21 protein-coding genes and 1 rRNA gene are annotated in these 22,061 nt (G+C 33.5%); 14 read left to right on the top strand and 8 right to left on the bottom strand.

All coding sequences use genetic code 11. The features are described from left to right. Positions 1–20 precede the first annotated feature (20 nt). A complete protein-coding gene (locus RB618_RS22915) occupies positions 21–434 on the bottom strand; it encodes a thioesterase family protein (protein ID WP_308070949.1) in 414 nt (137 codons plus the stop codon). A gap of 187 nt (positions 435–621) precedes the next feature. Between RB618_RS22915 and dnaA the strand changes: the two genes are divergently transcribed. The 11 genes from dnaA (at position 622) to scpA (ending at position 11,132) form a co-directional block, all read left to right on the top strand. After that, a complete protein-coding gene (gene dnaA / locus RB618_RS22910) occupies positions 622–2,049 on the top strand; it encodes a chromosomal replication initiator protein DnaA (RefSeq protein ID WP_095931847.1) in 1,428 nt (475 codons plus the stop codon). 8 nt (positions 2,050–2,057) lie between these two features. Further along, on the top strand, positions 2,058–2,525 hold the full coding sequence (locus tag RB618_RS22905) for a low molecular weight protein-tyrosine-phosphatase (RefSeq protein ID WP_308070948.1): 468 nt from the start codon (positions 2,058–2,060) through the stop codon (positions 2,523–2,525). Between the two features lie 60 nt (positions 2,526–2,585). Further along, complete coding sequence (locus RB618_RS22900; protein ID WP_308070947.1) at positions 2,586–3,299, top strand: SAM-dependent methyltransferase; 714 nt, start codon at positions 2,586–2,588, stop codon at positions 3,297–3,299. Between the two features lie 23 nt (positions 3,300–3,322). Next, positions 3,323–3,757, top strand: coding sequence for an energy transducer TonB (locus tag RB618_RS22895; protein WP_308070946.1), 435 nt, complete (start codon positions 3,323–3,325; stop codon positions 3,755–3,757). Between the two features lie 33 nt (positions 3,758–3,790). After that, positions 3,791–4,918, top strand: a complete 1,128-nt coding sequence (locus RB618_RS22890) for a methionine aminotransferase (RefSeq protein WP_308070945.1) — start codon at positions 3,791–3,793, stop codon at positions 4,916–4,918. Positions 4,919–4,995: 77 nt separating this feature from the next. Next, positions 4,996–5,877 carry an SDR family oxidoreductase gene (locus RB618_RS22885; protein ID WP_172426967.1) on the top strand — a complete coding sequence of 294 codons (882 nt, stop codon included), beginning with the start codon at positions 4,996–4,998 and terminating at the stop codon, positions 5,875–5,877. A 378-nt stretch (positions 5,878–6,255) separates the two neighbouring features. Next, positions 6,256–6,864 carry a uridine kinase gene (udk, locus tag RB618_RS22880; RefSeq protein ID WP_008467967.1) on the top strand — a complete coding sequence of 203 codons (609 nt, stop codon included), beginning with the start codon at positions 6,256–6,258 and terminating at the stop codon, positions 6,862–6,864. 194 nt (positions 6,865–7,058) lie between these two features. Beyond that, positions 7,059–7,391 carry a septum formation initiator family protein gene (locus RB618_RS22875; protein WP_202006373.1) on the top strand — a complete coding sequence of 111 codons (333 nt, stop codon included), beginning with the start codon at positions 7,059–7,061 and terminating at the stop codon, positions 7,389–7,391. A gap of 14 nt (positions 7,392–7,405) precedes the next feature. Further along, positions 7,406–8,770 carry a methylmalonyl-CoA mutase subunit beta gene (locus RB618_RS22870; RefSeq protein WP_308070941.1) on the top strand — a complete coding sequence of 455 codons (1,365 nt, stop codon included), beginning with the start codon at positions 7,406–7,408 and terminating at the stop codon, positions 8,768–8,770. Positions 8,771–8,808: 38 nt separating this feature from the next. Then, positions 8,809–8,997, top strand: a complete 189-nt coding sequence (locus RB618_RS22865; protein ID WP_308070940.1) for a hypothetical protein — start codon at positions 8,809–8,811, stop codon at positions 8,995–8,997. Positions 8,998–9,008: 11 nt separating this feature from the next. Further along, on the top strand, positions 9,009–11,132 hold the full coding sequence (gene scpA / locus RB618_RS22860; protein ID WP_308070939.1) for a methylmalonyl-CoA mutase: 2,124 nt from the start codon (positions 9,009–9,011) through the stop codon (positions 11,130–11,132). A 123-nt stretch (positions 11,133–11,255) separates the two neighbouring features. Here the strand turns inward: scpA and RB618_RS22855 are convergent, their stop codons facing one another. The 4 genes from RB618_RS22855 to dapF all read right to left on the bottom strand — a co-directional run bounded on the left by RB618_RS22855 (position 11,256) and on the right by dapF (position 14,810). Continuing rightward, positions 11,256–11,897 carry a peptidoglycan-binding protein LysM gene (locus tag RB618_RS22855; RefSeq protein WP_274254124.1) on the bottom strand — a complete coding sequence of 214 codons (642 nt, stop codon included), beginning with the start codon at positions 11,895–11,897 and terminating at the stop codon, positions 11,256–11,258. Positions 11,898–12,380: 483 nt separating this feature from the next. Beyond that, positions 12,381–13,421, bottom strand: a complete 1,041-nt coding sequence (gene mltG, locus RB618_RS22850; RefSeq protein ID WP_308070938.1) for an endolytic transglycosylase MltG — start codon at positions 13,419–13,421, stop codon at positions 12,381–12,383. A gap of 10 nt (positions 13,422–13,431) precedes the next feature. Then, on the bottom strand, positions 13,432–13,965 hold the full coding sequence (locus RB618_RS22845) for a GNAT family N-acetyltransferase (protein WP_111426733.1): 534 nt from the start codon (positions 13,963–13,965) through the stop codon (positions 13,432–13,434). A 62-nt stretch (positions 13,966–14,027) separates the two neighbouring features. Then, positions 14,028–14,810, bottom strand: a complete 783-nt coding sequence (gene dapF, locus RB618_RS22840; RefSeq protein ID WP_111378442.1) for a diaminopimelate epimerase — start codon at positions 14,808–14,810, stop codon at positions 14,028–14,030. A gap of 160 nt (positions 14,811–14,970) precedes the next feature. Here dapF and RB618_RS22835 point away from each other — a divergent pair, with 160 nt between their 5' ends. Next, entirely contained in the window at positions 14,971–16,371 is a 1,401-nt protein-coding gene (locus RB618_RS22835; protein WP_111426735.1) for a trypsin-like peptidase domain-containing protein, read from the top strand. Between the two features lie 201 nt (positions 16,372–16,572). Next, on the top strand, positions 16,573–18,021 hold the full coding sequence (locus tag RB618_RS22830; protein WP_308070937.1) for a glyceraldehyde-3-phosphate dehydrogenase: 1,449 nt from the start codon (positions 16,573–16,575) through the stop codon (positions 18,019–18,021). Between the two features lie 64 nt (positions 18,022–18,085). Here the strand turns inward: RB618_RS22830 and RB618_RS22825 are convergent, their stop codons facing one another. After that, the gene (locus RB618_RS22825) at positions 18,086–18,544 is read right to left on the bottom strand and encodes an Lrp/AsnC family transcriptional regulator (protein ID WP_008467950.1); all 459 of its coding nucleotides are present in this window, start codon (positions 18,542–18,544) and stop codon (positions 18,086–18,088) included. 201 nt (positions 18,545–18,745) lie between these two features. On the opposite strand from RB618_RS22825, the gene ald reads away from it, so the two are divergent. Then, complete coding sequence (ald, locus tag RB618_RS22820) at positions 18,746–19,864, top strand: alanine dehydrogenase (RefSeq protein WP_306156242.1); 1,119 nt, start codon at positions 18,746–18,748, stop codon at positions 19,862–19,864. A gap of 127 nt (positions 19,865–19,991) precedes the next feature. Here ald and pafA read toward each other — a convergent pair whose 3' ends face one another. Continuing rightward, positions 19,992–21,611 carry an alkaline phosphatase PafA gene (pafA, locus tag RB618_RS22815; RefSeq protein ID WP_308070935.1) on the bottom strand — a complete coding sequence of 540 codons (1,620 nt, stop codon included), beginning with the start codon at positions 21,609–21,611 and terminating at the stop codon, positions 19,992–19,994. Positions 21,612–21,960: 349 nt separating this feature from the next. Then, a 5S ribosomal RNA gene (rrf, locus tag RB618_RS22810) occupies positions 21,961–22,061 on the bottom strand; the annotation flags it as partial.

Here is a 22,061-nt window from a genome sequence, read left to right as displayed (position 1 = left end):
ACATCAAAAAGCAGGTTGTTTTAACACTTTTCATCAAGTGCTTTGAATATCTCTAAAATGTATTCTGGAGGAGCTGTTGGACGACCCGTTTTTAACGCAACAAATACTAAAATAAACGTCGCAGTTGTTAATAACTCATTTGTCTCATTGTAAATTGCGCAGTCAAATTCGATCTTAACAGATGAGTGACTTTTGAATGTGGTATGAATTGTCAAAAGTTCATCGTATCGTGCCGATTTTTTGTAGCTGATATTCATGTTGACAATTGGAAGACCAATTCCGCTTTCTTCCATGCTTTTATACGAAACCCCTTTATTTCTAAGCCATTCCACGCGTCCAATCTCAAAATAAGGCACATAATTTCCGTGATAAACAACTCCCATTTGGTCAGTTTCTGAGTAACGAACTCGCACTTGAGTCTGGTGATTTTTCATTTATAAAATATTAAAAAAATTCGAATTTAAAAAGCCTCATTACAACTTTTTTTTATAAAATTAGATGCCGAAATATTTTTTTTTACAGAAATTTGTTCACATATTTGTTATCCCGAAATACGGAATAAAATTGCTCCACTTTTATTAGGAGAATCTTTATAACAATAATAAAAATTTATCTGAATCTATGACTAAAACTGCTCAATCGGTATGGGAAAACTGTTTGTCCTTTATAAAGGATAATATTCAAGACCAAGCATATAAAACTTGGTTCGAACCAATCAAATCAGTTGAGCTAACCGATAACGCATTATACATTCAGGTTCCGAGTAAATTTTTCTACGAATGGCTCGAAGAGCATTACGTAAAATTATTGAAAGTTGCGCTTACCAAAGAACTGGGAAAAAACGCAAAGTTACTCTATAAAATTAAAATGGAGAACACTTATGGCAATAAACAGCCGTTTACCGAGCAGCTGCCAAGTGCCAACAGAGTGCCAATGAAACCGCAAGAGGTTGACGCTCCGTTTAAAAACTTAAATCCTGAACTAAAAAATCCGTTTGTAATTCCTGGAATTAGAAATTTAAAAATTGAGTCTCAGTTAAACCCAAACTACAGTTTTGATAATTTCTTAGAAGGAGATTCAAATAGATTGGCTCGTTCTGCTGGTATGGCAGTTGCTAACAAACCAGGGGGAACTTCATTTAATCCGTTGTTGATTTTTGGAGGAGTTGGTTTAGGAAAAACGCACTTAGCGCATGCTATAGGTGTAGAAGTAAAAGACAAATATCCAGAAAAGACCGTTTTATATATTTCTGCTGAGATTTTTACACAGCAATACATTGATTCTGTTAAAAAGAATAATCGTAATGATTTTATTCACTTTTATCAATTAATCGATGTTTTGATTATTGATGACGTTCAATTCTTATCTGGAAAATCAGGAACGCAAGACGTATTCTTCCATATTTTCAACTATTTGCACCAAAACGGAAAACAAGTAATCTTAACTTCTGATAAAGCTCCTGTTGATATGCAGGATATCGAGCAAAGATTATTGTCTCGTTTCAAATGGGGATTATCTGCTGAGTTACACCAGCCTGATTACGAAACTCGTATCTCAATCTTAAAAAACATTTTATACCGTGATGGTGTAGAAATGCCAGAAGATATTTTAGAATATGTTGCTCGAAACATCAAATCTAATGTTAGAGAACTTGAAGGCGCTATTATTTCGTTAATTGCTCAATCTTCTTTCAACAAAAAAGAAGTTACGATCGAATTGGCTAAAAGCGTTGTAGAGAAATTTGTTAAAAACGTAAAGAGAGAAATCTCTATCGATTATATCCAAAAAATTGTTTCAGACTATTTCCAATTGGATATTGAGACACTTCAATCTAAAACAAGAAAGAGGCACGTTGTGCAAGCAAGACAACTAGCGATGTTCTTTGCTAAAAAATTCACAAAAGCTTCTTTGGCAAATATTGGTTCACAAATTGGAGATCGCGATCACGCAACTGTTCTTCATGCTTGTAAAACCGTCGACAACTTAGTTTCTACAGACAAACAATTTAAAAAATTTGTTGAAGACATTAATAAAAAACTAACGCTTTAAGACGCATCATGCCTGTAAAAATCTTAATGGTATGTTTAGGGAATATTTGCAGATCTCCTTTGGCCGAAGGAATCCTAGCTTCTAAACTACCCGAAGATAAATTCTTTGTTGATTCTGCTGGCACAGGTTCTTGGCATGTTGGCCATTGCCCAGATAAACGTTCTATTGAGGTTGCAAGAAAAAACGGAATCAACATTGGCGCGCAAAAAGGGCGACAGATAAAAGTCTCTGATTTTGATGAATTTGATTATATCTATGTTATGGATAATTCTAATTTTCGCGATGTACTTCATTTAGCTAAAACTCCTGAACATAAAAATAAAGTCCGTTTGATTTTAAACGATTTATTTCCAAACGAAAATGTAGACGTTCCAGACCCATATTATGGCTCAGCAAACGGTTTTGATAACGTTTACCAAATGCTGGACGAAGTAACAGATCTTATTGCAGATCAATTACTTAAAAAACACTCCTAATTCGATTCAATTGTTTCTAAAAAAGAGATAATTGAATTTTTTAATTTTAAACAAAAGCACATGAAATCTTTCGGAAAATTATATCTTATTCCAACCACAATGGGCGAAAGCGATCCGATGGATGTTTTACCTCAAACTGTTAGAAGAACGATAGAAGTTATCGACCATTATATTGTTGAAAATGATAAAACTGCGAGAAAATCTATAAAAGCGGTCTATCCAGAAAAAAAACAATCTGAATTGGTTCTTTTTACTTTAAACAAAAGAACAGAAACCAGCGAGCATAATGATTTCATTAAACCTTTATTAGAAGGAAAAAACATGGGATTAATGAGCGAAGCTGGCTGTCCAGGAGTTGCGGATCCAGGCGCAGCAATTGTAAAATTGGCTCACGAAAAAGGAATTCAAGTTGTGCCTTTAGTTGGCCCTTCTTCAATCCTACTGGCGATGATGGCTTCTGGAATGAATGGTCAGAGCTTTACTTTCAACGGATACTTGCCAATTGATAAAGACGAGAAAAAATCTGCTTTGAGACATTTTGAGAGATTATCTTATGACAAAAATCAATCGCAATTATTCATTGAAACTCCATACAGAAATAATAAACTGATTGAAGATCTTCTACAGATTTTAAGTCCTGCAACTCATCTTTGTATTGCTGCAGATATTACGCTTCCAACAGAATTCATAAAAACAATGAAAATTTCTGATTGGAAAAAGTTAAAAGTTGATTTAGACAAACGTCCTGCAATTTTTATTATTCATAAAATGTAATTAATATTAAAAATCCATTACCTATGAAAAAGGTTTTAATTTTGATTTTAATTAGTTTAACTCAAACCATATTTTCTCAAAAAATCACAAGAATTACTGATCTTCAAAAAGATAAAAACGGAAAGGTAATTCTTCAAGATGAAAATGCAATTTATATTCCTATAGATATAGAAATTAAACCCGAATTCCCAGGTGGCAGAGTTAAGTTTAATCATTTTTTAGATGACAACTATAAAAAGTCAAATAAAAGACCAACCATTCAAGGCAAGTTATTTGCTACTTTTATTATTGAGAGAGATGGTTCATTAAGTAATATAAATGTTTTACGTGATATTGGACATGGGACAGGAGAAGAACTAATAAGAGTTTTAAAATTGTCTCCTAGATGGAAACCCGGAAAACTGAACAACAAAGAAGTTAGAACTTTATATTCGCTTGTATTTCCAGTACAATTATAAAATACAATTACAGCTTTTCTTACTTATCTAATTATGAGCAAACTTCCAAACGTAACCACAAGCATATTCACGGTAATGTCAAAAATGGCAGCCGAATATAATGCTATCAATCTTTCTCAGGGATTTCCAAATTTTCCGGTTGATGAAAGATTAACTGATATTGTTTCCCGATTAGCAAAAGAAAACGTTCACCAATATACACCAATGGCAGGTTATCCTCCGTTGATGAACAAAATTGCAAAACTAACACAGGATTCTTATAACAGAATAATAAATCCAGATACAGAACTTTTGGTTACCGCTGGAGCAACTCAGGGAATTTTTACCACAATTTTAGCTTTAGTAAAAGAAAATGACGAAGTAATTATTCTGGATCCGAGTTACGATTCTTATGAATCTCCAGTTTTATTATGCAAAGCAAAACCTGTTCGAGTAGCATTGAATGACGATTATACACCAAACTGGGAACGAATTGAAAAAGCATGTTCTGCTAAAACCAGAATGATGATTATCAATAATCCTCATAATCCGACGGGAAAAATTTTAACCGAAAATGATTTTGTACAGTTAAAAAATCTTCTCGAAAAATATCCAGATATTATTATTTTATCCGATGAAGTTTACGAATACATTACTTTCGAAGAAAAACATATTTCGGCACATACAAAAGATTTTCTTTTAGACCGCTGTGTGATGGTTTCTTCTTTTGGAAAATCTTTTCACATTACAGGATGGAAAATTGGTTATACCATTGCACCAGAATATTTAATGAAAGAAATCAAAAAAGTGCATCAGTTTTTGGTCTTCAGTGTAAACAGCATTTCTCAGTTTGCCATCAGCGAATATCTTGATGTTGTTGACGTTAATCTTCTTGGAAAATTCTATCAAGAAAAAAGAGATTACTTTCAGAAACTGCTTCAAAACAGCCGTTTCGAATTAAAACCTTGCGAAGGAACTTATTTTCAAGTTGCTTCTTACGCTAATATTTCAGATGAAGATGATGTTACTTTCTGCAAAAATCTGATTATAGATCATGGCGTGGCTGCAATTCCAATTTCAACCTTCTACTCAGATCATAAAGACCAGAAATTAATTCGTTTTTGTTTCGCCAAAGACAATTTCACACTTGAGTCCGCAGCAAAAAAATTATGTGAAATATAAAATTTATTGAAATTTCATAACATTATTATGCGTGCATCCTATTTTATTTAACTAATATTGTAAAAAAAAGAAAAAATATGAGCTACACAGACAAAATGTTACGTGATGATGCTTTACAAGGCAAAGTCATTGTCGTTACAGGCGGCGGAAGCGGTTTAGGCAAAGCTATGACCAAATATTTTCTCGAATTAGGAGCTCAAGTAGCCATAACTTCTAGAGATTTAGAAAAGTTAAAAACTACAGCTGCCGAACTGGAAAGCCAAACTGGAGGCAAATGTCTTCCTCTTCAATGTGACGTTCGCCATTACGAAGAAGTAGAAAACATGCTTCAAGAGACTTTAAAAGCTTTCGGAAAAGTAGATGTTCTTTTAAATAATGCGGCAGGAAATTTTATATCTCCTACAGAAAGATTATCGGCAAATGCATTTGATACTGTTATAGATATTGTACTTAAAGGTTCTAAAAACTGTACGCTTGCTTTTGGAAAACACTGGATCGACACGAAACAAACTTCTGCTACGATCTTAAATATAGTTACTACTTACGCTTGGACAGGATCTGCTTATGTGGTTCCTAGTGCTACGGCAAAAGCGGGAGTTTTGGCAATGACAAGAAGCCTTGCTGTAGAATGGGCAAAATACGGAATTCGCTCAAATGCAATTGCTCCGGGACCATTCCCTACAAAAGGAGCTTGGGACAGATTATTGCCAGGTGATCTTTCAGAGAAATTTGATATGGCTAAAAAAGTCCCATTAAAAAGAGTTGGAGATCACCAAGAGTTAGCCAATCTAGCAGCTTATCTGGTTTCTGATTTCTCTTCATACATTAATGGAGATGTAATCACAATTGACGGAGGAGAATGGTTAAAAGGCGCTGGACAATTTAATTTATTAGAAGCAATTCCAGAAGAACTATGGGATCAGCTTGAAATGATGATTAAAGCAAAAAAGAATAAATAATTACAAGTGCTTACTAAATTCAGAATATTTTTTTAAACTATACTGATTGCACGAAATCCCGAAGGTTTACTTTCGGGATTTTTTTATTTTTCACCATATAAGTTCATATAAGAGATTATAAGTTTAGCGGGAATTTTTAAAGTTCTTTAAGTCAAAAAAAAAGAACTATTTATATTTACTTATGTTGCTTAAATGATTTAAAACAAATAATTCGGTCTTTTATCAATATAACGGTAGTAATTTCAGTTAAGTAACATTTTGCTTAAATATTTTCTAGCTTAAATTTACTTACATTACTTATATGGTTAAATTATTTTAAATGTTTAGCAATTCAGTTAAATTATTATTTTTGCTAAACAAATATCAAACAAAAATTTTATGCTCATTATCGGACTTGCAGGAGGAACAGGAAGTGGAAAAACTACAGTAGTACACCAAATTATGAATGAATTACCAGACACAGAAGTTGGCGTAATTTCTCAGGATTCATACTACAAACAAACCGATAATTTATCGTTTGATGAAAGAGCTTTAATCAATTTCGATCACCCTAGAGCGATTGATTTTGAGTTGTTGGTAAAACATTTAAAAGCTCTTAAAGCTGGTGAAACAATTGATCAGCCAGTTTATTCTTTTATTCAACATAACAGAACAGACGATACTGTATCGACACATCCTAGAAAAGTAATGATTGTTGAAGGAATCTTAATTCTTACAAATCCTGAATTACGCGATATGTTTGACATTAAAATCTTTGTTCATGCAGATTCTGACGAAAGATTAATTCGTCGTTTAAAAAGAGATATTTCAGAACGAGGCCGCGATATTGATGAAGTTTTAAACCGTTACCAAACAACTTTAAAACCTATGCATGAGCAATTTATAGAACCTTCTAAAGCTTTTGCAGACATTATTATCCCGAATGACAAATACAATACGGTAGCAATAGATGTAGTTCGCGCTGTAATTAATCAGAGAATTTCATAATTTTTATCGTAAATTTAAACCATAATAATTAGGAGCTGATTCCCGCTATTCGTTACAAACGGAGTTCACTGAACTCCAATGAAAATAAAAATTAAGTGAAGTAATCTTTTGTGCCGAACCCCGGCACAAAAGGATTTTCACTACTATCGGGGCTAAAGACAACACTCAAATTCAAAAGAAATATTCGTTTAAAAATGAAATTTAAAAATCCATACAAAGACAAAAAATGGTTTAAATACCTAGGAAACAAATACGTTTGGGTTTTGCTGTTTTTTATAGTTTGGATGCTGTTTTTAGACAATTACTCGTATTTTGATCATCGCTTTTTAGATGAGCAAATACATGAACTTGAGGATAATAAAAAATATTATCAGGACGAGATCAAAAAAGATCAGGAGCAGATTAAGCTTCTCAAAAATCCAGAGCAAATTGAGAAATACGCCCGCGAAAAATATTTTATGAAAAAAGACAGCGAGGATATTTACATCATACAATTTGAAGGAGACACGATTCAAGAAAAAGAATAATCAAAAAAACTACAATGGCCACTAACCTATTCGACGATTTTAATCCGATTTCATCCAAACAATGGAAACAAAAAATTCAGTTTGAATTAGATGGAGCCGATTACAATCAAACTGTTATTTGGAATTCGCCAGAAGATATTCAGGTAAAACCTTTTTATCACAGTGATGAGTTTACAAAAGCAGCAAATGTAAATACTCAAGCCTCAGATTTTAAAATCTGCCAAAATATCTTTGTTTTCGATGTAGAGAAATCAATCGAACGCGCTTTAAACACTTTAGAAAGAGGTGCAGAAAGCCTTCGTTTTACAATAGAAAATGATAAAATTGATGTTCAAAAACTATTGGAAAATCTTCCTTTAGAAAACAAAACCGTTTACTTTAATTTCAATTTTATCTCAATCGATTTCGTTAAAAAATTAGATACTCTTTCAATCCAGAAAAAAGCCAATTTCTATTGCAACTTTGATCCGATTGGACAATTGGCAAGAGAAGGAAATTGGTTTACAACTTCGGAGAAAAATAATTTTGAAACCTTAGATATACTTTTTAAGAATACAACCAATTTAAATCTGTTGAGTGTAGATTTGGGTTTGTATCAAAATTCAGGCGCCAATATTACGCAACAGATTGCCTACAGTTTAGCACATGCGAATGAATATTTAAATCGTTTCTCTGGTACAGCAAAATCTATCGTTTTTCAAGTTTCTGTTGGAACTAATTATTTTTTCGAAATAGCTAAACTTCGTGCGCTTCGAATGCTTTTTGATTTGATTGTCAAAGAGTACGATTCCAAAATCGAATGTCATATATTGGCAACGCCAACAAAGCGAAATAAAACCATTTACGATTACAACGTGAATATGCTTCGCACGACAACCGAATGTATGTCGGCTATTTTGGGTGGCGCAGATGCAATTGCTAATTTGCCTTACGACGCACTATATCATAAAGACAATGAATTTGGCGATCGTATTTCAAGAAATCAGCTTTTGATTTTAAAACACGAAAGCTATTTTGACAAAGTGAACAACCCTGCTGATGGAAGTTATTATATTGAAAGTTTAACGATGCAATTGGCAGAAAAAAGTTTGAATTTATTTAAAGAAATTGAAGCTAGCGGTGGTTTCTTGAAACTTTTAAACGATGGTACAATCAAAAAGAAAATTCAAGAAAGCGCCAATAAAGAACAGGAATTATTCGATTCTAAAAAAGAAATTCTTTTAGGAACGAACAAATATCCAAACAAAGAAGACCGAATGAAACAGGATTTAGAATTGTTTCCTTTTGTAAAAATCAAACCAAGAAAAACATTAATTACGCCAATTATTGAAAAAAGATTGGCTGAGAAAATGGAGCAGGAACGATTGGAGCTTGAATAAAATTAAGAGATAAGTTTTTGAATTTAAACTAAAGTATTATGAAAAGACCTAATGAAATAATATCAGTTGAAAACGATTCAATAACTGAATTTCAATACAAAATTCCTGAGTGGCAAATTGATCAAGTTAGAAAAAGAACAAAAGATTATTTAAAAAATCCAAATGATGTCTCTAACATCGATGACTTTTTAGAAGAAATCAAAAGAGATTTAATCGCACTTAAATAACCATATTTAAATTGAGAAAAGACCTTAAAAATATAAAGCTAGAAGTTAAAAATCAGGAACCAGAAATTAATTCTAGTTCTGACAACTTTACTACTGCCGAAGGAATTGAAATCAAAAAAAACTATTCGGAGAAAGATATCGAAGATTTAGAATTTCTTGATTTCGGAGCCGGCTTTGCACCAAATTTACGTGGACCGTATGCAACGATGTATGTACGCCGTCCGTGGACGATTCGCCAGTATGCAGGATTTTCTACTGCAGAAGAAAGCAATGCTTTTTACAGAAAAAATTTAGCTGCGGGCCAAAAGGGACTTTCAATCGCTTTTGATTTACCAACGCATCGCGGTTACGATTCAGACCACGAAAGAGTTGTTGGTGATGTTGGAAAAGCAGGAGTTGCAATTGATTCTGTTGAAGATATGAAAGTACTCTTCGATCAGATTCCGTTAGACGAAATGTCTGTCTCTATGACCATGAATGGAGCCGTTTTACCTATTATGGCTTTTTACATTGTTGCTGCAGAAGAACAAGGCGTTAGTCCAGAAAAATTAGCAGGAACAATCCAAAACGATATTTTAAAGGAGTTTATGGTGCGAAATACTTATATCTATCCTCCAACTCCTTCAATGAAAATCATTGCCGATATTTTTGAGTTTACTAGCAAGAAAATGCCAAAATTCAATTCTATCTCTATTTCTGGTTATCACATGCAGGAAGCTGGAGCAACGGCCGATATTGAATTAGCTTATACTTTGGCCGACGGTTTAGAATACATTAGAACTGGATTATCTACAGGAATGACCATTGATGAGTTTGCTCCAAGATTATCTTTCTTTTGGGCAATCGGGATGAATCATTTTATGGAAATTGCTAAAATGAGAGCTGGCCGTATGATTTGGGCAAAACTATTACAACAGTTTAATCCAAAAAGTGATAAATCTCTGGCTTTAAGAACACATTGCCAAACTAGCGGATGGAGTTTGACAGAACAAGACCCTTTTAATAATGTAGCGAGAACTTGTATAGAAGCTTCTGCAGCGGTTTTTGGCGGAACACAATCTTTGCACACCAATGCTCTAGACGAAGCAATCGCGCTTCCAACAGATTTCTCTGCAAGAATTGCTAGAAATACTCAAATATTTCTTCAAGAGGAAACCAAAATTACTAAAACGGTAGATCCTTGGGCTGGAAGTTATTATATTGAAAGTTTGACCAATGACATTGTTGAGAAAACTTGGAAATTAATTGAAGAAGTAGAAGAACTTGGCGGAATGACCAAAGCAATTGAAGCTGGAATTCCGAAACTTCGAATTGAAGAGGCTGCCGCAAGAAAACAAGCAAGAATAGACAGCGGGCAAGATATTATTGTTGGCGTAAATAAATATCGTTTAGAAAAAGAAGATCCGTTGGATATTCTAGATGTAGACAATCAATTGGTTCGTAAACAGCAAGTCGAACGCCTTGAAGAAATAAAACGAACCAGAGATTCTGAAAAAGTAAATAAGTCACTAGAAAAATTAATCCATTGTGCGCAGACAGGACAAGGAAACTTATTAGAAAATGCAGTTGAAGCCGCTAGAAACAGAGCAACATTAGGCGAAATCAGTAATGCATTGGAAACTGTTTTTGGCCGTTTTAAAGCACAAATCAAATCTTTTAGCGGAGTGTATAGTGCAGCAATAAAAAATGACGAAAATTTTGAGCGAGCAAAACAACTAGCAGATGTTTTTGCCAAACAAGAAGGAAGACGTCCTAGAATTATGATTGCAAAAATGGGACAAGACGGTCACGACAGAGGCGCAAAAGTAGTCGCTACAGGTTATGCCGATGTTGGTTTTGATGTTGATATAGGTCCGTTATTTCAAACTCCTGCAGAAGCTGCAAAACAAGCTGTGGAAAATGATGTTCATATCTTGGGAGTTTCATCACTTGCTGCTGGACATAAAACTTTGGTTCCGCAAGTAATCGAAGAACTTAAAAAACACGGACGAGAAGATATAATGGTAATTGTAGGTGGTGTTATTCCGTCTCAGGACTATCAATTCTTGTTTGATGCGGGTGCATCAGCCGTTTTTGGCCCTGGAACAAAAATAAGCGAAGCGGCTATAAAAATCTTAGAAGCTCTAATAGATTAGAGTTTACAGTCTCAGTCTCGGTTTTCAGTTATCAATGATGAGAAAAAAGTTGTAGATTGAGATTACTCATGAAAGAGGATAAAAAAGAGGTTGTTTCACTGTTGCGAAACAACCTCTTTTAATTTAGTCGTTTACTGTTGCGTTACTATCTGCTTCTATAAAAGAAAGATCGTAACCTGCAAAATCTCTCATGTAGCTTTTCAAAGAAGTTCCGAAAGCGTCTCTAAAATGTCTGCTTCCTTTGTTTTTGAAAAAATTCTTTACAGAACCTGCACCACCTAAATGTGCTGCAGCTAAAATTCCAGATTCGGTAATTTCGATACCACTGATGATTTTACCTTGATACTTTTCGATTTCATAACGTAAAATCCATTTGTTTTTGGCTAGTAAAGCCATAAAAGCTTTTTCTTGTAGAGCAGGGTCTTTTAAAAAGGCTTTATTATCATTAATTCCAATTGCTCTCAAAGCTTTAGAACCAAATTGATATTTACCCATATAACCAAGAGTGTTTACTAATCTGTATTGCCCTTGTGATTCTTTAAAAGCGACTGCTTCTTTAAATCCTATAAGACGATTTCCTGTAAATGGGACATTTGCGATTTTAGGATAATCATCTTTTTCTTTTGATGGAAAAATGTATTCTGATCCATCTGTTTTTTCAATTAAAAACCAAGGTTTGGTTTCATGGTTAGAGGGAATAAATCCCAAACTTAAAAATGTAATAATAACGACTAAACTCGCATAAAAATACCATTTCTTTATCATAAATTGTTTTTCTTCAAGACGCTGTCACCCTCTTGAAATTTCTACGCTGCAAAGATAAGCTATTTCAAAAATATGCTTAAAATCAATAGTTTAGCGTTTTTTACGTAAAAACGTAAATCGCTATCATCCCAGTTATCATAATGGATTCCACGAGATTTTCACTCTCTCGTTTCACCCGCAAAAATTGAAAATTAGGGTCAAAAAAAATCGCATTTTATATAAATTTTAAGCAAATTTCATTGAAAAGAAAGTTTTTTCTTATAATAAAATCATGGATTTTTATACAAATCTTGAAAGTCACTTTTAGAATTTTATAAAATTCAACATTAAAAAATGTTTATTTTTTTATTACTTCATCATAAAAAATAGTCATAATAATAATTTCATAAATTTTCGATTTCGATCCTACTTTTACATTCGAAAAAAACAAAAAAAAAACCGAAGTAAATTTTACTTCGGTTTCTAATCTTTTCAGATTTAAATTTATCTTGTTACACCCTGACTTGCGATCCAATCAGAATATTTTTTTGCATTTACATTATGTTCTGCCAATGTTGCTGCAAACTCATGATATCCGAAACGATCAACACTTGCACAGAAATAAATATAATCGTTCTTCTCTGGATTTAAAACCGCTTCAAGAGCCGTAATATCAGGCATTGCAATTGGTCCAGGAGGAAGCCCTTTGTTTATGTAAGTATTATACGGAGATCTCATAACTAAATCATTATAAAAAACTCTTTTTATAACTTGATCAAAATCGTTATCTCTCAATTTTAAAGCATAAATAACCGTTGGATCTGCTTGCAATGGCATTTCTAAACGCAAACGGTTTAAATAAACTCCTGCAATACGAGGTCTTTCGTCTTTTTTAACCGATTCTTTATGAACAATTGATGCTAAAATTGTTGCCTGTACAGGTGTTAATCCTTGTGCTTTTGCTTTGGCGATTCTATCAGCTGTCCAAAAATTATGATATTCTTTAATCATTTTATCACGGAACTTCTCTGCCGATGTATTCCAATAAATCTCATAAGTATTTGGAATAAACATTGCAAAAACGTTTTCTTCGTTAAATCCGTTTGCTGCTAAAAATGTTGAATCTTTTATAGCTTTCAATAATGATAAACTGTCAGCTTCGATTTCTTTTCCGATTCTTCCTGCAAAATTCTCTAAACGTTCTTGGTTATTAAAAACCAATTTAACTGGAATATTAGAACGCATTGCACGAACTAAGTCGATATTGTTCATGTCTTTCTTTAAAAGAAAACGACCCGATTTTACATTTTCTGGATAATCTCTTTTTTCGGCAACCATTTCAAAGTTGTCAAAATTCTTTATATAGGGTGCCAAAATCTTTTTTACATCAGCATAATTTGCATCTGTGGGCACATAAACGTACACTTCTTTTTCCTCAAATTTAGTATTAGAACTAAATATTTTACTGATTAATATAAAACCATAAATCAATAAAACTGAAATAATGGCTACGGCACTTATTGTGATTATTTTTTTTAGACTCAAAGCTTAAAATTTAAATTTGTTTATTAATTAGCTGAAAAATTGCTTCATCGTGATAGTGGTTATGATACAAAATCCAGTCTTTTTTTATTCCGATTTTCTTGAAACCAAATTTAGTAAAAAGTGCAATACTCGCTACATTTTGTACTCCAATATTTGCATACAATTGATGGAGATTTAAATTAGTAAAAGAATATTTTATTAAAAGTTCTAAAGCCTCAGAACCAATATTTTTCCCTTGATTTTCTTCTTTCTGAATGACAATACCAATCCCTGCCCTATTATTTCTAGGATCAAATTCAAACAAATCAATCAATCCGATAGCAGGAAAATCTTCATCCTGACAGATCGCCAAACGAAGCTGTTTTGCCTCATAAATATCCTGATGGGCATTCTCTAAATATTGTTTAATCAAAAAACGGCTATAAGGAGTTTGCGTATTGCTAACTTCCCAGATATTCTCATCATTTTCTATAGAATAAATAAACTCTAAATCTTGAGGTTCGAGTGCCCGCAAATAAATTGAATCTCCTTTTAATGTTATCATCTCGATATTTCAGATTTTAGATCTCGATTGGTATTTGGATTTTAATTTTTTGGGATTTAACATTAAATCTCAATTGTTCCTTTAAAAACGAATTTCGCAGGACCTGTCAAGAAAACATTGGTATAGCCATCATTATCTTTATCAAAAGAAACGACAAGTTTTCCGCCTTCAACATTTAAGTTTATCGAGGTTTTATCTGTTTCGCCAATTGCGTTCATTGCAATTGCAACTGCTGTTGCGCCAGTTCCACAGGCAAGAGTTTCGTCTTCAACACCTCTTTCGTAGGTTCTTAAAGAAAAAGTATCATTATCTACTTTTTTTACAAAATTGACATTGCTTCCTTTTTCCCCGTACAATTCTCCATAACGAATTGCAGCTCCGTTTTCTTTTACATTATAATGCTCCAAATCATCTACAATTTGTACATGATGCGGTGAACCTGTATTTAGGAAAGTATAAGAATCTTTTTTCTGGATTTCATTAACATCAATCATCTGCAAAGAAACAATTGAATCGGCATTAACCGAAGCATGATGCAAACCATCTGTTGCGATAAAAGTCGTTTTGTCATCAATTACACCCAATTGATTAGCAAAAGCAACAAGACAACGACCGCCGTTTCCGCACATCGAACTTTGATTTCCATCAGAGTTATAATACACCATTCTGAAATCGGTTTCAGAATCATTTTCTAAAAGAATTAATCCGTCTGCTCCAATTCCGAAACGTCTGTCGCACAAACGTTCAATAAGTTTTACATCATCTTTTGGAAAGAAATTGGAACGGTTATCAATCATTACAAAATCATTTCCTGTACCTTGATATTTATAAAATTCTATTTGCATTTTTTAGTTGTTAGAAATACAAAAGTACGAACTATTAATTAATGAAATGTTAATCATTGTTAAAGAGAGTTAAACCATTTTTACAAATAATTTTTTGAAGTATTTTTACGTTAAATATTAAAAACATAAATTTCTAATAACTTAAATTATAAATTCTAACATGAAAAGATTTTCAGCCTTATTTTTAGTGTCATTGCTAAGTGGTGCTATAACTCTTGGTGCTTACAAGTTATTATTTGAAAGCAACAATTCTTTTTTTGGAAAAGGAAATTCTGTTGTAACTCTTGCCCCTAACTCTTATGGAAAAAATGTTGGTTTAGGTGCCGAAATACTAGATTTTACCGAAGCCGCAGACAAAACCGTTCACACTGTTGTTCACGTAAAAAATGTTTCGAGAAGAACTGTAAGCAATCCAATGCTTGAGTTTTTCTACGGGTACGGCGGACAGCAACAGCAAGAACAAGTAGGAACTGGTTCTGGCGTAATTATTTCTGAAGACGGATATATTGTTACTAATAATCACGTAATTAAAGACGCTACAGAAATCGAAATTACTTTAAACAATAAAAAATCATACAAAGCGAAGTTAATTGGTACCGATTCTAAAATGGACATTGCTCTTTTAAAAATCAATGCCGATGAGAAACTTCCTTACACTGCTTTTGCCAATTCTGACAATGTAAAAGTTGGAGAATGGGTATTGGCAGTTGGAAATCCTTACAACTTAACTTCTACTGTAACTGCTGGAATAGTTTCTGCGAAAGCTAGAAATTTGGATCAAAGCGGAATCCAATCTTTTATCCAAACTGACGCTGCCGTAAACCCAGGTAATAGCGGTGGAGCGTTAGTGAATGCGAGAGGCGAATTGATTGGAATTAATACCATGATTTCTTCAATGACAGGTTCTTATGTTGGATATTCTTTTGCCGTTCCTTCTAATATTGCTCGCAAAATTATCGAGGATATTATGGAGTATGGAAATGTTCAAAGAGGTATTCTTGGTGTTGAAGGAGGCGAATTGAATGCAACGGCTTCTAAAGAATTAGGAGTAACAGAAACACAAGGATTCTATATTAATAGAGTTTCTAAAAATTCTGGTGCAGAAAAAGCTGGTTTAACGAAAGGTGATATCATCGTAAAATTGGATGATCAGAATATTGCAACCTATGCAGATTTATCAGGTTACATCAATACAAAACGCCCGAACGATGTTGTAAAAGTAACTTATATTAAAGAAGGAAAAACGAAAACCGTTCCTGTAACTTTAAGTAAAAATGAGTTTTACAGCGCCGAATTTAAAGGAATTGAATTAGAAAACATTGATGCTGCAGACAAGAAAAAATTCAGAATTGATTACGGGGTTAAAATTAAAAACATCACAAACGAGAATTTAATGCAATATCAAAACGAACTACTAGGAAATATTATCCTAAGCATTGATAATGTAAAAGCAACAAACGTTGAAACAGTTTCTAAACTTTTAAGTAAAAAAGACGAAGGACAAAGCGTAAGAATTGAAATGATCAACAGAAATGGAGAGATTTTCAGAATAATTATTTAAGTCGCCGTTTTCAGTCACAGTTTTCAGTTACTAAAAACTGAAAACTGTGACTGCGACTGAAAACTTCAAAAAAGCCATCTTAAGAAAATTAAGGTGGCTTTTTTATTTTCAAAAATAAATGCTAAAATAGTTTACGAAATCGATTGAAATAGATACTTTTGCGCAAAATTTTAAAATAGTGAGCATTTTATTTTTTCAATTATGAGTAACAAATCATTGTACCAAAAAGAGGTATCCTTACAAGTCGACCGAAGAAAAGCCGGTGTAGAATTAATTAAAATCATAAGCGATTTATGGTATGACAAGTCTATCGAAATGGTTTTATTCAAAAATCAGTTATTGGATAAAAACGTTAGTGATATTATAAATCTTCATCAATATGCCGGTGAATTCGTGGGCAAACCGATAAGTATTTTTGATTCGGTTGAAATCGCAAAAGTAGTTTTATCTTTAGATCTTCCGCCAGCAAAAATAGATCTCGGAAAACTAACTTATGAATATCGTTTAGAAGATGAAAAATATCCTGATGCAAGATATTTTGTTATCGAAAAATTGAAAAAAGCAAAATCTTCAAAAGAAATCAAACCAAAAGATATTGTTTTGTATGGCTTCGGAAGAATTGGACGTTTATTGGCGAGAGAGCTAATGTCTAAAACTGGAAAAGGAGATCAATTGCGTCTGAGAGCAATTGTAACCCGTGATAAAAATGATGCAACAAGTTTAGAGAAACGAGCTTCTCTATTGCGATATGACTCAATTCACGGAGATTTTCAAGGCTCTGTAATTGCCGATGCTAAAAACAACGCCTTAATTATAAACGGAACAACCGTTCATATCATTACAGCAAATTCACCAGAAGAAATTGACTATACTGCTTATGGAATAAATGATGCTTTAGTAATTGACAACACTGGAGCGTTTACAACTGAAGAAGCATTAAAAAGACATTTAACATCAAATGGAGTGAGTAAAGTTTTGTTAACCGCTCCTGGCAAAGGTGTTCCAAATATTGTGCATGGTGTGAATCACAATGAATTTAATCCTGAAGAAGTAAATATTTTCTCTGCCGCATCTTGCACAACAAATGCAATTACTCCAATTTTAAAAGTAATTGAAGAAACGCTTGGTGTTGTAAAAGGACATTTAGAAACAATTCATGCCTACACCAACGACCAAAATCTGGTTGATAATATGCATAGAAAATACCGCCGCGGTAGAGCCGCAGCTTTGAATATGGTTATCACCGAAACTGGCGCAGGAAGTGCTGTAGCGAAAGCTTTGCCAACATTAGAAGGCAAATTAACTTCAAATGCAATTCGTGTTCCTGTTCCTAATGGATCTCTTGTTGTTTTAAATTTAGAAGTTAAAAAAGCAACATCCATTACAGCTATCAATAAAATTATGAAGAAATATGCTCTTGAAGGAGAACTGGTAGAGCAAATAAAATATTCTTTGAATAACGAATTGGTTTCGTCTGACATAGTTGGAACTTCGGCCCCATCTATTTATGACAGCAATGCTACAATCGTTTCTAAAGACGGAAAAAATATAGTATTATACATTTGGTACGATAACGAATATGGTTACAGCCATCAAGTTATTCGTTTAGCAAAATATATTGCCAAAGTAAGACGTTATACATATTATTAATTCAACCAAACTAACTTTTTTTCTTAAAACCATCAGGGCTTTCTTGATGGTTTTTTGTTTTAGTTTAAATAGGAAGAACGGTAGTACTCTTTACCTCCGAAATCACAAAAACGGTATTTATTAGAGAAACTTCAGGTAGAACCGATAATTTTTTCTGATGAAAATGATGATAACTTTCCATGTCTGGAATAATAATTTTCAGCATATAATCGAAGTTTCCAGAAACGTAATTACATTCTACAACCTCAGGCAAATTCAAAATCGACTGATTAAATCCTTCCGAAGTATCATAAGTCTGTTTTGTCAGCGTAACTTGACAGTAAACAGTCAAATTATTCCCAAGTTTTTTCTTGTCAAGAAGTGTCACATATTTTTCGATAATACCATCTTTTTCAAGGCGTTTCACACGATCATGAACAGGTGTCAAAGACAAATTTATTTTGTTTGCGATGTCTTTTAAAGTGTAATGCGCATCTTCCTGTAAAAGGCGTAGGATTTTTTTGTCAATTTCATCTAAAGCCATAACGAAAACGTTTTATTAAAATTAGTCCGAATTAGTCATTTTTTCTTTTTGAAGAATAAATTTCGCCTCAAAACAGAATATTTTTCTGTAAAAATAAAAAATAAAATAATATTTTCTTATTTATTAAGCATTAAACCATAATTTATTCTCTATCTGTAGATTTGTAAAGCAAATTCAATAAAAACAAAAAAATATAACAAAATGATAATAGGTGTTCCTAAAGAAATAAAAAATAACGAAAACAGAGTTGCTTTAACTCCTGCAGGTGTTTCGGAAATGAAAAAACATGGACATACAGTTTATGTTCAAGCTACTGCTGGTTTAGGAAGTGGTTTCGCTGACGCAGAATATGCAGAAGCTGGTGCAGTTGTTTTACCAACTATTGAAGAAGTTTATGCTATTGCAGAAATGATCATTAAAGTAAAAGAGCCAATTGCTTCCGAATATCCATTGATCAAAAAAGATCAATTATTATTTACTTACTTCCACTTTGCTTCTTCAGAAGAATTAACGCATGCAATGTTAGAAAAAGGAGCTGTTTGTTTAGCTTACGAAACTGTTGAAAAAACAGACAGAAGCTTACCGTTATTAGTTCCAATGTCAGAAGTTGCTGGTCGTATGGCAATTCAACAAGGAGCAAAATATCTTGAAAAACCATTAAAAGGAAGAGGAATCCTTTTAGGTGGTGTTCCAGGTGTTCCACCAGCAAAAGTATTAGTTTTAGGTGGAGGAATCGTAGGAACTCAAGCTGCTAAAATGGCTGCTGGATTAGGTGCTCAAGTTACTATCATGGACTTAAGCTTACCACGTTTACGTCAATTGGATGATATCATGCCAGCAAACGTAAATACAGAAATGTCTAACCACTACAATATTACAAGAGCAATTAAAGATGCTGACTTAATTGTTGGTGCAGTTTTAATTCCAGGAGCAAAAGCGCCTCACTTGATTACTCGTGATATGCTTAAATTAATGCGCCCAGGAACTGTTGTTGTTGACGTAGCTGTAGACCAAGGAGGATGTATTGAAACTTGTACTCCTACAACTCACGAAAATCCAACATTCATTATTGACGATATCGTTCACTACTGTGTAGCTAATATGCCAGGAGCTGTTCCTTACACTTCTACTTTAGCTTTAACAAACGCAACTTTACCATATGCTGTACAATTAGCTAACAAAGGATGGGAAAAAGCTTGCGCAGAAAATGAAGAATTGAAAAAAGGATTGAATGTAGCTAATGGAAAAATCCTTTACAAAGGAGTTGCAGAAGCTTGGAATCTTCCTTTTAACGAAGAAATAGTATTAGCAAACGCATAGTGCTAATACTTATACAAGTGCTTACTAAATCACTATTACAAAAGGCTTTTCTTAATTGAAAAGCCTTTTTTTATGCCATAAAAAAAACCTGTCATGAAGACAGGTTTTCAAAATATTATCTTTTTTGTTATTTCTTACTATCTAGAACTTCAGTCATGACCTTCGCTTCGGTTCCATTCGGAAACGTAACTTTAATTTTCTGCGCTATTGTTGGAGCAATCTCTGTAATAGCTTTCTTATCGTAAGATTCTCCTTTTTTGATATGCCAGCCATAAAAAATAGCAGGAACGTGCGTATCGTAGCTATAAATTGTACCATGTGATGTTCCTGTTGGTGTATATTCAATCATTCCAGGTTTATCTACAATGACTAAATCGCCATTTTGTGTAACATCATAGCCTTTTGCTACAAAATTAAGAGCGTAATCATTTCCGGCATTAGCTAAAACTTCTTCCTCAGTATAAACTTTTTTAACCTGTGGCTGAGTGATTAAAAACTTCTTAAAAGTATCTTTAACTTTATCAAGATCCAATTTCTTATCCTTAATAATTTGCTTATTAAAGAAAACATTAAAGTTTGAATAATTTTGAACTAAATCTACACCAAAGGTTTTAACTGAAAAATCTTGTAGGCTTTTCTTAACCTCTTTTGAAGGATAATTATCTACATTATACTTACGGTCTTTCAGGTAAATTACATTCTCAGCGCCAGCATGGTCAGCCGTTAAGAAAAGCAAATAATTTCCTTTACCAACTGTTTTATCAAGATAAGCTAAAAAATCAGCAATTGTTTCATCTAACCTCAAGTAAGTATCTTGAAGTTCCATAGATCTAGGACCTAGTAAGTGACCTACATAGTCTGTAGAAGAAAAACTAACGGTTAAGAAGTCAGTACTATTATCTTTACCTAATCCTTCTTTCTCAATAGCTTTTTTAGCAAATTCAGCTAACAAGTCATTCCCAAAAGGAGTTGCCCTGATAACTCCTGCATCATTTTTCTCATACATTGATTTCAAATCATATGGAAAAACAGGTGCGGCACTTCCATATAATTTTCCTTCGTATGGATTGTTATCTGGAAGACTTTCATTGTAAACCGAAGCTGGTTTGTATAAATCCCAACCTTTATTAATATATTTTAAGTAGTTTTTTTCATTATTGAATTCAGTAACCCAGTCAGGTAATTTCTCACCATAAAAAGTACTAGAAATAAAAGAACCCGTTTTACTGTACCAAAATGCCCAGTTTGCAAAATGTCCTGCTGGCAATATAGCACCACGATCCTTTAAACTCATTCCAATAACTTTTCCAGTAAAATTGGTAGCCATTCTAACTTCGTCAGTAATTGTAGTACTTTGAAGGTTTTTTGGAGACATAGCACCTTCTTCTGCTGTACCGTCACCTACTGTTTTAACACCAGCGTCATCAGTACAATACATTTCTTTACCAAGCGTTCTGCTAAACCATTCGTTACCTACAATTCCGTGAGTTGCTGGAGTTGTACCTGTGTAGATTGAAGCGTGTCCAGGAGCAGTATAAGTTGGCATATAATTGTAATGCATATTCTGGAAAGTAAATCCATCATTCATTAGTCTTTTAAAGCCATTTGGAGAAAAATCATCTGAAAAACGATATAAATATTCCATTTTCATTTGATCGACAACTATACCCACAACTAACTTTGGACGTTGTTGCGCACTTAAACCTGTTACAGCAATAAGTGCTAACAATAAAATATTTTTCTTCATGTTTAAATAAAATAATTGAAACACAAAAATACTCATTCAAATCCAAAAAGTCTAAAGTATCAATATTTAACCGCCAACAATTGACTATAATTTAACACTTATTAAACTAAGATGATGACAATTATGACGTTTCCCGCCACGGCGGGCCGTGCTGTCCGCTGTATCTTTTGCGGGCGGGGCGATAGGAAAAAAAAGAAGTTCTGCATATCCCGCAAAAGGATGCCGCTCCCATCACTAACGCATCAGCCAATATGAAGGCATCAGGGCTATAGCATCGCAAAAGCCATCCGGATATTCAAAATTCCCAAAAACAAAAAACCCCGTTTCTAACGAAACGGGGTTTTCAAAAGAAAGGCGACGACATACTCTCCCACAATAATGCAGTACCATCTGCGCAGGCGGGCTTAACTTCTCTGTTCGGGATGGGAAGAGGTGAGCCCCGCCGCAATA

The sequence above is a fragment of the Flavobacterium sp. LHD-85 genome (assembly GCF_030929595.1).
In the GTDB taxonomy this organism is placed as follows: Bacteria; Bacteroidota; Bacteroidia; order Flavobacteriales; family Flavobacteriaceae; genus Flavobacterium.
This window is presented reverse-complemented; position numbering and strand designations above follow the sequence as displayed.